This is a genomic window from Klebsiella aerogenes (assembly GCA_029027985.1).
In the GTDB taxonomy this organism is placed as follows: Bacteria; Pseudomonadota; Gammaproteobacteria; order Enterobacterales; family Enterobacteriaceae; genus Klebsiella; species Klebsiella aerogenes_A.
The window spans coordinates 2,260,740-2,274,067 of sequence record CP119076.1 but is presented as its reverse complement, the minus strand read 5'-3'; the positions used below and the strand labels follow the sequence as shown (position 1 = coordinate 2,274,067).

The 13,328-nt window shown below is 56.0% G+C and carries 11 protein-coding genes; 7 read left to right on the top strand and 4 right to left on the bottom strand.

Annotation, left to right across the window (positions count from 1 at the left end; genetic code table 11):
* Positions 1 to 57: 57 nt before the first annotated feature.
* Positions 58 to 1,704, bottom strand: coding sequence for a class I fumarate hydratase FumA (gene fumA / locus PYR66_10860; protein WEF30151.1), 1,647 nt, complete (start codon positions 1,702 to 1,704; stop codon positions 58 to 60).
* Positions 1,705 to 1,901: 197 nt separating this feature from the next.
* On the opposite strand from fumA, the gene manA reads away from it, so the two are divergent.
* Together manA and PYR66_10850 are read left to right on the top strand one after the other, a co-directional pair.
* Positions 1,902 to 3,080, top strand: a complete 1,179-nt coding sequence (gene manA, locus PYR66_10855) for a mannose-6-phosphate isomerase (GenBank protein WEF30150.1) — start codon at positions 1,902 to 1,904, stop codon at positions 3,078 to 3,080.
* Between the two features lie 97 nt (positions 3,081 to 3,177).
* Complete coding sequence (locus tag PYR66_10850) at positions 3,178 to 4,671, top strand: YdgA family protein (GenBank protein ID WEF30149.1); 1,494 nt, start codon at positions 3,178 to 3,180, stop codon at positions 4,669 to 4,671.
* 56 nt (positions 4,672 to 4,727) lie between these two features.
* On the opposite strand, the gene PYR66_10845 is transcribed toward PYR66_10850, so the two are convergent.
* Complete coding sequence (locus tag PYR66_10845) at positions 4,728 to 5,756, bottom strand: Mal regulon transcriptional regulator MalI (protein ID WEF30148.1); 1,029 nt, start codon at positions 5,754 to 5,756, stop codon at positions 4,728 to 4,730.
* Positions 5,757 to 5,930: 174 nt separating this feature from the next.
* Here PYR66_10845 and malX point away from each other — a divergent pair, with 174 nt between their 5' ends.
* The gene (gene malX / locus PYR66_10840; protein ID WEF30147.1) at positions 5,931 to 7,523 is read left to right on the top strand and encodes a maltose/glucose-specific PTS transporter subunit IIBC; all 1,593 of its coding nucleotides are present in this window, start codon (positions 5,931 to 5,933) and stop codon (positions 7,521 to 7,523) included.
* Positions 7,524 to 7,575: 52 nt separating this feature from the next.
* On the top strand, positions 7,576 to 8,751 hold the full coding sequence (locus PYR66_10835; GenBank protein WEF30146.1) for a pyridoxal phosphate-dependent aminotransferase: 1,176 nt from the start codon (positions 7,576 to 7,578) through the stop codon (positions 8,749 to 8,751).
* 3 nt (positions 8,752 to 8,754) lie between these two features.
* On the opposite strand, the gene PYR66_10830 is transcribed toward PYR66_10835, so the two are convergent.
* Positions 8,755 to 9,783, bottom strand: a complete 1,029-nt coding sequence (locus PYR66_10830) for a CorA family divalent cation transporter (protein WEF30145.1) — start codon at positions 9,781 to 9,783, stop codon at positions 8,755 to 8,757.
* A 281-nt stretch (positions 9,784 to 10,064) separates the two neighbouring features.
* On the opposite strand from PYR66_10830, the gene yedE reads away from it, so the two are divergent.
* Together yedE and yedF are read left to right on the top strand one after the other, a co-directional pair.
* Entirely contained in the window at positions 10,065 to 11,276 is a 1,212-nt protein-coding gene (gene yedE, locus PYR66_10825; protein ID WEF30144.1) for a selenium metabolism membrane protein YedE/FdhT, read from the top strand.
* Positions 11,273 to 11,506, top strand: coding sequence for a sulfurtransferase-like selenium metabolism protein YedF (gene yedF, locus PYR66_10820; GenBank protein ID WEF30143.1), 234 nt, complete (start codon positions 11,273 to 11,275; stop codon positions 11,504 to 11,506). Before yedE ends, yedF begins: the two co-directional genes overlap by 4 nt.
* A gap of 33 nt (positions 11,507 to 11,539) precedes the next feature.
* Here the strand turns inward: yedF and PYR66_10815 are convergent, their stop codons facing one another.
* On the bottom strand, positions 11,540 to 12,766 hold the full coding sequence (locus PYR66_10815) for an NADH:flavin oxidoreductase/NADH oxidase family protein (protein ID WEF30142.1): 1,227 nt from the start codon (positions 12,764 to 12,766) through the stop codon (positions 11,540 to 11,542).
* Between the two features lie 80 nt (positions 12,767 to 12,846).
* Between PYR66_10815 and PYR66_10810 the strand changes: the two genes are divergently transcribed.
* Entirely contained in the window at positions 12,847 to 13,278 is a 432-nt protein-coding gene (locus PYR66_10810; GenBank protein WEF30141.1) for a MerR family transcriptional regulator, read from the top strand.
* The last annotated feature ends 50 nt before the right edge of the window (positions 13,279 to 13,328 follow it).

Here is a 13,328-nt window from a genome sequence, read left to right as displayed (position 1 = left end):
TCTTTGTGGTTATCAGCCGAAAATCAATAAATTGATTTTCCTTGTTATTTTTCTGGTTTATTTCACACAGCGGGAACACTGCGAAGTTTGAATCTGCTGGAAGAAATCATTCCCCTTATCATCGACGAGAATAAACGCCGGGAAATCTTCAACTTCAATTTTCCAGATGGCTTCCATCCCCAGTTCAGGGTAAGCCACGCATTCAAGACTACGGATGCTTTGCTGCGCCAGCACCGCCGCCGGGCCGCCGATGCTGCCGAGGTAGAAACCGCCGTGTTTGTGGCACGCATCGGTCACCTGCTGGCTGCGGTTGCCTTTTGCCAGCATGATTTTGCTGGCACCGTGCGACTGCAGCAGATCAACGTAGGAGTCCATACGGCCTGCGGTGGTTGGGCCAAGAGAACCAGAGGCGTAGCCGTCCGGCGTCTTCGCCGGGCCCGCGTAATAGATCGGGTGATCTTTGACGTACTGCGGCAGCGTTTCGCCGCTATCGATCAGCTCTTTCAGCTTAGCGTGGGCGATGTCGCGGGCGACGATAATGGTCCCGCTCAGCGACAGACGGGTAGAAACCGGATACTGCGACAGCAGCGCCAGGATATCGCTCATCGGCTGATTCAGGTTAACCTTCACCGCCTCGCCTTCACCGGCCTGGCGCAGATGCTCAGGGATATATTTCCCCGGATTGCTCTCCAGTTTCTCCAGCCAAATCCCCTGACGGTTAATCTTGGCTTTGATGTTACGGTCGGCTGAGCAGGAAACCCCCATCCCCACCGGGCAGGACGCCCCGTGGCGCGGTAGGCGGATCACGCGGATATCGTGAGCGAAGTATTTACCGCCGAACTGCGCGCCGAGACCGAGATTCTGCGCTTCCAGCAGCAGCTCTTGTTCCAGTTGCACATCACGGAACGCCTGACCGTGCTCGTTACCTTCGGTCGGCAGGCCGTCGTAGTATTTGGTCGATGCCATTTTCACGGTCTTCAGCGTCGCTTCCGCTGAGGTACCGCCGATGACAAAGGCAATGTGGTACGGCGGACAAGCCGCAGTCCCCAGGGTGCGCATCTTCTCGACGAGGTAGTTCTTCAGTTTCGCCGGGGTGATTAACGCTTTGGTTTCCTGGTACAGATAGGTTTTGTTGGCGGACCCGCCGCCCTTGGCGATACAGAGGAATTTGTACTCGTCGCCATCGGTGGCATAAAGATCGATCTGCGCTGGCAGGTTGGTGCCGGTGTTGACCTCTTTATACATATCCAGCGGCGCGTTCTGCGAGTAACGCAGGTTGTCCTGGATATAGGTGTTGTACACGCCCTGCGCCAGCGCGGCTTCATCGCCGCCGCCGGTCCACACGCGCTGCCCCTTTTTCCCCATAATGATCGCGGTACCGGTATCCTGGCAGGTCGGCAGAATGCCTTTGGCAGCGATATCGGAGTTACGCAGGAACTGCAGCGCTACGTATTTGTCGTTCTCGCTGGCTTCCGGATCGTTAAGGATATCCGCAACCTGCTGCTGGTGCGCCGGGCGGAGCATAAAGGAGGCGTCGTGGAAAGCGTGCTGGGCCAGTAAGGTTAGCGCCTGAGGTTCAACCTTCAGAACTTCCTGGCCGGCGAATTCGGCGACGGAGACGTAATCACTGCTGAGGAGATAATACTCGGTGTCATCCTTTTTAAGAGGAAAAGGATCCTGGTAAACAAACGGTTTATTCGACATTGTACTCTCACTTACTGCTTTGGCTGATTATGTTTCAGGCAGACACTCCATTTGCCTGTAGAAAAGCGAGTCGATCAATCTTACACAATTTTTTAACAAAAACTGAGACAAGGACGACTTTTTCTTTCAGCAGTTGCTTCTCGACGATTTGTTGGTTTAATAGAGTCCATATTTTTATGTGAAAACAGGGATTGAGAATGCAGAAGCTCATTAATTCAGTGCAAAACTACGCCTGGGGCAGTCACACCGCTTTAACCGATCTGTACGGTATCGCCAACCCGGACAACCTGCCGATGGCAGAACTGTGGATGGGCGCCCATCCGAAAAGCAGCTCGCGGATCCTCAATGCCGAAGGTCAGCCGCAGTCACTGCGCGACGTTATCGACGCCGATAAAAGCGCCCTGCTCGGCGCCAGCGTAGCGGAACGTTTTGGCGAACTGCCGTTCCTGTTTAAAGTGCTCTGCGCCGCCCAGCCGCTGTCCATCCAGGTTCACCCGAACAAGCGCGCCTCGGAAATTGGCTTTGCCAAAGAGAACGCGGCGGGCATCCCTCTCGATGCCGCCGAGCGCAATTATAAAGATCCTAACCACAAGCCGGAGCTGGTATTCGCGCTGACGCCGTTCCTCGCGATGAATGCCTTCCGCGAGTTCGCTGAGATCGTTAGCCTGCTGCAGCCGGTTGCCGACGCGCACCCGGCGATCGGCGAATTCCTCCAGCAGCCGGACGGCGAACGTTTAAGCCAGCTGTTCGCCAGCCTGTTGAATATGAAGGGTGAAGAGAAAGCACAGGCGCTGCGTGTGCTGCAAACCGCCCTTGACCGCGAACAGGGCGAACCATGGCAAACTATCCGCCTGATCGCTGAAGTTTACCCGGACGACAGCGGCCTGTTCTCCCCACTGTTGCTGAACGTGGTAAAACTGAATCCGGGCGAGGCGATGTTCCTGTTCGCTGAGACCCCACACGCCTACCTGCAGGGCGTAGCGCTGGAAGTGATGGCCAACTCGGATAACGTGCTGCGCGCCGGTCTGACGCCGAAATACATCGATATCCCGGAACTGGTGGCAAACGTTAAATTCGTCGCCAAACCGGCCGCAGAGCTGTTGACCCAGCCGGTTCAACATGGTGCCGAACTCGATTTCCCGATCCCGGTCGACGATTTCGCTTTCTCGCTGCACGATTTGTCTGCCAGTGAATCCGATATCGCGCAACAGAGCGCGGCGATTCTGTTCTGCGTGGAAGGCGAAGCCACGCTGCGCAAAGGCGAACAACGTCTGACCATGCAACCTGGCGAGTCGGCGTTTATCGCCTGCAACGAGTCTCCGGTCCACATTAGCGGCCATGGTCGTCTGGCGCGCGTCTTTAATAAGCTTAAGTAAGTTACTGAAGTTTTAATCCGCAGTTGCTAGACTTCCCCCATCATGACAACACAACCAGGCGGCATGTCCCGCCTGGTTTCATTTATGGACAAATGCTATGAAAAAAACGTTGGTCGCCGCAGGTGTGATTGTCGCTCTCGGCGTAGTCTGGAGCGGCGGCGCCTGGTTCACCGGTAAGCAACTGGAAAGCCGTATTGCCGAAATGGTGCAACAGGCAAATGCTCAACTGCAGAGCAGCGCGCCGGAAGCAGGTGTAGAACTCAGTTATCAAAACTACCAGCGTGGTCTGTTCAGCAGCCATCTGCAGCTGGTAGTCAAACCACAGGCCGGTAAAGAGAACAGCCTGCTGGCCGCGGGCCAGAGCCTGATTTTCGACGAGGATGTCGATCACGGCCCCTTCCCGCTCGCCTCATTAAAATCCTTTAATTTGGTTCCGGCAATGGCCTCCGTCAATACGACGCTGGTCAATAATGAAGCCAGCAAAGCGTTGTTTGACATCGCCAAAGGTCAGCCGCCATTTAATATCGACACGCGTATTGCCTACAACGGCGATACCCAGTCGGCTATCTTCCTCAACCCGCTGGATTACGCCAAAGAGAATGAGAAGATCGTCTTTAGCGGCGGTCAGTTCCAGCTGAATGCCGATCGCGATGGCAAAACCATCAGTCTGAGCGGTGAAGCCGCCAGCGGGCAGATTAACGCGGTTAACGAATACAATCAGAAAGTCCAGTTGACCTTTAACAACCTGAAAGCGGACGGCGCCACCGAGATGACCGCTTTTGAAGAGCGTATCGGCAAGCAGAAAATCACCCTGGATAAACTGTCGATCGGCGTTGAAGGCAAAGAGCTGGCGCTGCTGGAAGGCATGAACATCGATGGCCGTTCTACGCTCTCCGATGACGGCAAGCGCATCAATAGCCAGCTGGACTACAACCTCAACAGTCTGAAACTGCAGAATCAGGATATGGGCCACGGCAAGCTGACGGTTAAACTGGATAACCTGGACGGCCAGGCATGGCACCAGTTTAGCCAGCAATACAACGCGCAGGCACAGGCGCTGATGGCCAAGCCGGAGCTGGCGCAGAATCCAGAGCTCTATCAGCAGGCGCTGACGGAGATCTTCTTCAGCTCGCTGCCGATTTTGCTGAAGGGCAATCCGTCGCTGACCATCGCACCGCTGAGCTGGCAGAACGCCAAAGGCGAAAGCAGTTTAAATCTGTCGGTATTGATGCAGGATCCGGCGCAAACCGCCGCCGCGCCGCAAACCGTTGCTGACGAACTGGACCGCAGCATTAAATCGCTGGACGGTAAGTTGGTGATCCCGGTGGATATGGCCACCGCATTGATGACCCAGGTTGCCGGGCTGGAAGGCTACCAGCCGGAAGATGCGGCGAAACTTGCCGATCAGCAGGTCAAAGGCCTGGCGGCGATGGGCCAGATGTTCCGCCTGACCACCATGGAAAATAATGCTATCACCTCCAGTCTGCAGTACGCCGACGGCCAGGTGACGCTGAACGGGCAGAAAATGCCGCTGGCCGATTTCGCCGCCATGTTCGGCCTGACGTTGCCAACCGCTGAACCGCAGCAGTAACAGAAACCTACCGGGCTACAGGTTTTGTAGCCCGGGAAATCACTTTAATCGCGCCCCTATTTTCTGGTGACCAATCGCGGCGGCATAATCTGATTGCGCGCGCTGCCCTGTCCTGCTTCCAGACGACGTAAAATACACTCGGCGAGGCTGTTACCCATTTCCCGCGCAGGCGTGGTGACCCATGTTAACGGTACATCATCCAACGCCGATTCCGGTACCTCAGCAAAGGCCGCCAACGCCACCCGTTGTTCGAAATAGCTCTCCACGCTGTCCTCACCGCTTTGCCGCCCGGCGCGCATCAGGCCGAACCACGCGCCAGTGGCGATCACGCTGTTGTAGCACAGCACCGCGCTGATGGTCGGATTTTGGCGCAGCAGCGCGGTCATCGCTTCCGCTGCCTGCTGTTGGCTCGATTCACACTCAACCACCCATTCGCTATGAAACGGCAACCCATACTTGAGTAAAGTCGCACAGTAGCCGCCCACCCGTTCGGCACGGGTTAATGAAGAGCTCTGCCCACCAAGCCAGGCGATGCGCTGATGACCGCGGCGTATCAGATGTTCGGTCACCATCTGCGCCGCCTGCATATTATCCGGGCGGATCAGATCGATATCGTCCAGGTAGCTGGCGCGGGAAGCGAAGACCAACGGCATGCCGACCTCGGCGGCACGGTCGCGGAGTTCGCCGCCCTTATCGATGGCGCCGGCAATAATCACGCCATCCACGCCCTGCGAGACTAACGTCTCAAAACGCTGCAGCATCTTCTCGCCGCGGTGGCCGCCTTGCGTCAGGAAAACCATTTTGCCCTGCGATTCCAACGAATCCGTCAACCCGGCGGTCAGCTCAGCGTAAAACGGCTTGGACAGATCGCTGACGATAAGTCCAATCACCCCGCTTTGCCCGCCGCGCAGCGAAGCCGCCTGGCGATTACGGACAAACCCCAGCTGTTCGATAGCCTGATTGACGCGTTCGCCGGTCGCCGATGAAATGCGCCCTTTGCCGCTGAGCACCAGTGATACCGTGCTGACCGAGACGCCTGCCGCCAGCGCCACATCATTGATGGTAATCTTTTTTGCGATAGCCATAACGACTGGCCGACTCCCTTTTACCTTTAGATAAAACGTTTTATCAGTGTGTTACCTTTATAAACGTTATTATCGCTTGAATATGTGATTTTTATCGCACTAAAAAATGGTAAAACGTTTTATCTTGCCGCTACGTTACATCCTATCGACACTTTTAAGAACCAGGATTCGTGTATGACGGCGAAAACAGCACCAAAAATTACCTTATGGGAATTTTTCCAGCAGTTGGGAAAAACCTTTATGTTGCCCGTGGCGTTGCTCTCGTTTTGCGGGATCATGCTGGGGATCGGCAGTTCGTTAAGCAGCCATGATGTGATAACCCTGCTGCCGTGGCTGGACGTGCCGCTGCTGCAGGCAATTTTCGTCTGGATGAGTAAAGTCGGCTCTTTCGCCTTCAGCTTCCTGCCAGTAATGTTCTGTATCGCCATCCCGCTTGGCCTGGCGCGTGAGAATAAAGGTGTCGCCGCCTTTGCCGGTTTCGTCGGCTATGCGGTGATGAACCTCGCGGTCAATTTCTGGCTGACGGCGAAAGGCATCCTGCCGACCACCGATGCGGCGATCCTCAAAGCTAACAACATTCAGAACATTATCGGCATTCAGTCGATCGACACCGGGATCCTCGGCGCGGTCATTGCCGGTATTATCGTCTGGATGCTGCACGAACGTTTCCACAACATCCGCCTGCCGGATGCGCTGGCCTTCTTTGGCGGCACGCGCTTTGTGCCGATCATCACCACCGTGGTGTTAGGCCTGGTCGGCCTGGTTATCCCGCTGGTGTGGCCGGTCTTCGCGATGGGCATCAACACGCTGGGGCACGTTATCAATAGCGCAGGTGATTTTGGCCCGATGATCTTCGGCACCGGCGAGCGTTTGCTGCTGCCATTCGGTTTGCACCACATTCTGGTGGCGTTGATCCGCTTTACCGAAGCAGGCGGCACCATGGACGTTTGCGGCCACAGCGTCAGCGGCGCGCTGACTATCTTCCAGGCGCAGCTGAGCTGCCCGACCACCCACGGCTTCTCCGAGAGCGCCACCCGCTTCCTGTCGCAGGGCAAAATGCCCGCCTTCCTCGGTGGTCTGCCTGGCGCCGCGCTGGCGATGTATCACTGTGCCCGCCCGGAGAACCGTCATAAAATTAAAGGGTTGCTGATTTCCGGCGTCATTGCCTGCGTCGTGGGCGGCACCACCGAACCGCTGGAATTCCTGTTCCTGTTCGTGGCGCCCGTGCTGTATGTTATCCACGCCCTGCTGACCGGCCTCGGTTTCACGATCATGGCGGTGCTTGGCGTCACCATCGGCAACACCGACGGCAACGTCATCGACTTCGTGGTCTTCGGCATCCTGCACGGCCTGTCGACTAAGTGGTATTTAGTGCCGGTCGTCGCCGCTATCTGGTTCGCGGTGTACTACGGGATCTTCCGCTTCGCCATCACTCGCTTTAATCTGAAAACACCGGGCCGCGATATCGAAACCGCCGCCAGCGTAGAAAAAGCGGTTATGGGAACCATTGGTAAATCTGGCTATAACGTACCCGCGATTCTGGCGGCTCTCGGCGGTGCGGACAACATCGTGACCCTTGATAACTGCATCACCCGCCTGCGTCTGTCGGTCAACGACATGAGCAAAGTGGACACCGCGGCGCTGAAAGCCAACCGCGCCATTGGCGTGGTCCAGCTTAATGAGCACAATCTGCAGGTGGTCATCGGTCCTCAGGTCCAGTCAGTCAAAGATGAAATGGCCACGCTGATGAATACCGTTCAGGCTTAACCCCTTTTCCCCCTTCTTTTACAGGAAGGGGGAACTCGCTAAGGAAGTTCAGATGTTTGATTTTGCAACGCCGGTTGACCGCCACGGCACCTGGTGCACCCAATGGGATTATGTGGCCGACCGCTTCGGCGCCGCCGACCTTTTGCCGTTCACTATCTCCGATATGGATTTCGCCACCGCTCCCTGTATTCTCGATGCCGTCAGCCAACGTCTGGCGCACGGCGTTTTTGGCTATAGCCGCTGGAAAAACGACGATTTTCTTGGCGCCGTGAGCCACTGGTTCGCCAGCCGCTTTCACAGTTCCATTGACCGTGAGGCCATTGTCTACGGCCCTTCGGTGATTTACATGGTTGCCGAGATGATTCGCCAGTGGTCAAAGCCGGGCGACGGCATCGTGGTACATACTCCGGCCTATGATGCGTTTTATAAAACGATCGACGGCAACCAACGCCGCGTCGCGCCAGTGGCACTCAAGTTTGAAGATGGCCAGTGGCGCGGCGACATGAATGAACTGGAAACGGCGCTCGCCGCCCCTGACAATAGCATTTTACTGCTCTGCAGCCCGCACAACCCTACAGGCAAAGTCTGGAGCCGCGATGAGCTTTCGACGATGGCGCAGTTGTGCGCAAAACATAATGTGCGGGTGATAAGCGATGAAATTCATATGGATATGACCTGGGGCGAACATCGTCATACGCCGTGGAGCGATGTCGCGCAGGGGCCGTGGGCGTTGTTTACCTCCGGATCGAAAAGCTTCAATATTCCGGCCTTTACCGGCGCATATGGGCTGATCGCCGATACCGACTCTCGCGACGCTTATCTGCAAGCGTTGAAAGGTCGCGATGGTCTTTCTTCACCGTCAGTTCCGGCACTGGTAGCCCATATCGCCGCCTATCGTCAGGGCGCGCCGTGGCTGGATGCTCTGCGCGATTATCTGCAGGATAATATGCGTTACATCACCCGTGAACTGAATCAGGCCTTCCCGCAGCTAAACTGGCAACCGCCGCAGGCAACCTATCTGGCGTGGATCGATCTGCGCCCGCTCGGCATCGACGACCATGCGCTGCAAAAAGCGCTGATTGAGCAGCAAAAAGTCGCGATTATGCCGGGTTACACCTATGGCGAAGAGGGGAACGGTTTCGTGCGTCTCAATGCCGGATGCCCGCGAGTGAAGCTGGAAAAAGGCGTGCAGGGATTGATTGCCACCCTGCGCGCTCAGCTGCGCTAACCACTACAGATCGTCCCGCCGGCGAAAGGCCAGATACCCCGCCGCAAGGGTAAATACGCCGACAATCACCACCAGCAGAATAAAGCCGTGGTGATTGCTGGCGAGCGGTATCCCGCCCACGTTCATACCAAAAAATCCTGCCACGATATTAATCGGCAACGCCAGCACCGTAATCACCGTCAGGGTATATAGCGTGCGGTTGCTCTGCTCCAACTGGCGGGCGCTAATCTCTTCCTGTAGCAGGCTGATGCGTTCAATCAAGCCGGAGAGATCGTTCAGCACCACCGTAAACTCCTCGGTAAACTGACGAAATTCCTGTACCACTGAACGGTCTATCCATGCCGGGGGGCGATTAAGCAAACGGAACATCGCTGCCGGTTCCGGCGCCAGCAGGCGCTGAAAGCGCAGCAACATCCGCCGCAGGCGCGCAAGATCGGCCCGGTTTCGCTGTACATGGCTGCTTAGCAAGCGCTCCTCAATCACATCGACATGGCGACTGGCCTGTCTGACCACCTGTTCGAGGACCTCTTCCTGCTCTTCCAGTAAAAACGCCAACAGCGCGGTGGCGGAACCGATTTCGAGCGTTTGCAGGCGCGGCAGCATCCATTCAATAAAGCGCAGCGGTTTATAGCGCGCCGTAACCACCAGCTTTTGGCTGCAGTACAGCCACAGGGTAGACGTCTCCGCCCCAGCCTCTTTCGGATGGAAAAGTACATCGTTGAGCACGGCAAAGAGATCGTCGCCCTGACGTTCAATCCGGGTGGTGGGCGAACCGCTGCGAATTTCTTCAAAGAAAAAGTCGGCGACTGAAAAATGGTTATGTAGCCATTTTTCAGCGGTGGCGTGGTTTAAATTGAGATGCAGCCAGACGAAATCATTCTCGCCACAGAGTTCCTGATATTGTACGCAGACTTCATTTGAGTTGATTCTCAAAGGAAGTTGCCCTTCACGAAACAGGTAACCATATAACAGCCCGGAAACTTCCATATCAAAATCGGGTTTCAACATCCTGGAGGTCACCTCTTGATTCATATATCCCTCAGCGGTGGATTAAGCTGCAGCAAGCCCGATGCGGCCATCTTTGGCTATTTTAGTGAAGCTGGCAAGGTTAATAATTCGGCCATAAATATGAAATCAAAGTGCCATATTTGTTCACGACGCAAAGTTGAAGCCACGATAAAGCGTGGACTTTTTCACGCAACACTCTCCCCGCTTTTGATCTGGTCGAGTGATTTAGTCAGCTAAGCGGCGTATTATCGCGATTCTTCAAGCCCTCCCTGGGCGAATTACCTTCTGAGTTCAGAGGAATTTCTATGACATGGCAACAATTCAAACAAGCCTGGCTAATTAAATTTTGGTCGCCGGCGCCTGCGGTGATCGCCGCCGGTATTCTCTCTACCTACTATTTTGGCATTACCGGCACCTTCTGGGCGGTCACTGGCGAATTTACCCGCTGGGGTGGTCAGCTGCTGCAGCTGGTCGGCGTTCCGGCAGAGGAATGGGGCTACTACAAGTTAATTCATCTTGATGGCACGCCATTAACCCGGATCGACGGGATGATGATTATTGGTATGTTCGGCGGCTGTCTGGCCGCCGCGCTATGGGCCAATAACGTCAAACTACGCATGCCCCGCCATCGTATTCGTATTTTTCAGGCGCTGGCTGGCGGCATTATTGCCGGGTTCGGCGCGCGCCTGGCGATGGGCTGCAACCTGGCGGCCTTCTTCACCGGCATCCCGCAGTTTTCCCTGCACGCCTGGTTCTTTGCGATTGCCACCGCTATCGGCACCTGGTTCGGCGCGCGCTTTACCCTGCTCCCCATATTTCGCATTCCGGTCAATATAGAGAAAGTCTCCGCCGCCTCGCCGTTGACGCAAAAACCGGCTCAGGCACGTCGCCGTTTCCGTCTCGGAATGCTGGTGTTCGCCGCGATGATCGGTTGGGGTCTGCTCACCGCCGCCAATCAACCGAAACTTGGCTTCGCCCTCCTGTTCGGCGTGGGTTTTGGCTTATTGATTGAGCGGGCGCAAATCTGTTTCACCTCCGCGTTCCGTGATATGTGGGTCACCGGGCGCACTTATATGGCGAAAGCAATCATCTTCGGCATGGCGGCCAGCGCCATCGGCATCTTCAGCTATGTGCAGCTCGGCATGGAGCCTAAGATCATGTGGGCAGGCCCGAATGCGGTGATTGGTGGCCTGCTGTTCGGTTTCGGCATTGTGCTGGCCGGCGGCTGCGAAACCGGCTGGATGTATCGCGCCGTGGAAGGCCAGGTTCACTACTGGTGGGTCGGGCTCGGTAACGTTATTGGCTCCACCATCCTGGCTTACTTCTGGGATGACCTGTCGCCTGCGCTGGCGATCCACTGGGACAAAGTCAATCTGCTCGCCGTCTTTGGTCCATTCGGCGGCCTGTTGGTCACCTACCTGCTGCTGTTTATCGCCCTGCTGTTAGTCATTGCCTGGGAAAAACACTTCTTCCGCCAGAAAGCCGCCGCGGCGGCGCGCATTAAGGAAACCGCATGAAAGATATCGTTCCTGATTACCGCCTTGATATGGTTGGCGAACCTTGTCCCTACCCGGCCGTTGCTACGCTCGAAGCCATGCCGTCGCTGAAAAAAGGCGAAATTCTTGAGGTGGTCAGCGACTGTCCGCAGTCAATCAATAACATCCCACAGGACGCGGAAAACCACGGCTACACCGTGCTGGATATTCAGCAGGACGGGCCGACGATCCGCTATCTTATCCAGAAGTAAAATCATCAGCCGGTAGCCTGCTGCCGGCCGTTTCTATTGACCGGACATCCAGCGCCGATAACGTTTAGTCTGCCATTTTGCCGTTAGCTGCGCCGTCAAAAGCGCCCACAGCGGCCAGACCTGCGGCTTCAGCGCGCGGTGGCGACTCAATCGTTGTAGCTGATATTTTACCGCTGCCATATGGGCACTAGCGGCAATAGCCTTATTCTTCCAGCTACCCTTGCGCAACGGCGGCGCATCATATTCTCCGTTGCGCCAGTATTTCGGTAACTCGGGAACGATAGCCAACGCCGTCGCAATACCCACCAACGCAATTCCACTATTAACCACCCTTTCCGCCACCTCCCGTCGCCGTACACCGCCGGTAACCATTAAAGGAATGGTCGATACTTCAGCAATCTGCTGGGCAAACTCCAGAAAGTAGGCCTCACGTGCTAGCGTTCGTTCATCACGCATGGCCCCCATCATCGCCGGCGCTTCGTAGCTCCCGCCGGAGAGCTCGACCAGATCCACACCGCATTCGGCCAACATTTGCACCACCGCCTGAGCATCGTGCGTCGAAAAGCCGCCGTGTTGAAAATCCGCTGAGTTAAGCTTAACAGCAACGGTAAAATCCGCCGCCACAGCGGCACGAACGCCACGCACGATATCAAGCAGTAAACGCGCACGATTTTCAATGCTGCCGCCAAAGCGGTCGGTTCGCTGGTTGCTCAATGGCGACAGGAACTGGCTTAGCAGATAGCCGTGGGCGGCATGAATTTCGACACCGCTAAATCCGGCGCGCTCTGCCAGTTGCGAGGTCGTAATAAAGCGCCGGGTAACATCAGCAATATCCGTTTCACTCATGGCCCGCGGCAGGCGAAAACGCGAAGACTGCGCGCCAAGATCTAACGCCAGCGCTGAAGGCGCCAACGTCTCCTGCCCAAGAGCGGCGGGCATCTGCCGCCCGGGATGATTTATCTGCATCCACGCCCGCGCGCCATTCGCCTGCGCCGTTTGCGACCAGGCGTGGAACTTATCCAGAAACTTATCGCTTTCCAACACCACGCCCGCCGGGCCGGTCATCGCCCGGGCATCCACCATTACATTGCCGGTAATAATCACCCCCGCGCCGCCTTGCGCCCAAGCCTGATACAGGACAAGCAATTCAGGCGACGGCGCATGATCGACATCAGCCATGTTTTCTTCCATCGCGGCTTTCACAATGCGATTGTTGATCACAACGCCAGAGGCAAGTTGTAGAGGGGTAAAAAGGCTCATATTGGGACTCCAGTGAGTAAACTGGACAAACCATAACCTTAAAGTTAAGTTTAAGGTCAAGTCGCTTATGAGGAATAAACATGAACATCGGCACCCTGGCCAAACGCAGTGGACTGGCGCCTTCGCGGATCCGCTATTACGAACGCGTCGGGATCCTGAAAACCGTGCAGCGCAAAGCAAACGGCTACCGCAGCTATCCTGAAGAAACGTTACTGGTTCTGGGACTGATTACGACCGCTCAGGGCGCAGGCTTTAGTCTGGAAGAGATAGCGGCCCTGCTGCCATCAGACCTGAACCATTGGGATCGGCAAACGCTGCTGGCTACCCTACAACAAAAGGTGGCCGATATTGAAAAGCTGGAACAGAAACTGAGGCAAAGCAAAGCACAGCTGATCGATGTTATCAAAGAGATACAACAGAAACCGGACGACCTTGACTGCGCCGCCAATGCGCGGCGCGTGTTAACTCAGATGCTTGATGTCCAGGCCCCTGCGATCGAGGACAAGGGATAACTACCAGCCTTTCGCCGCATCTAAAACCCTTTCTTTACCCTAAATAATCC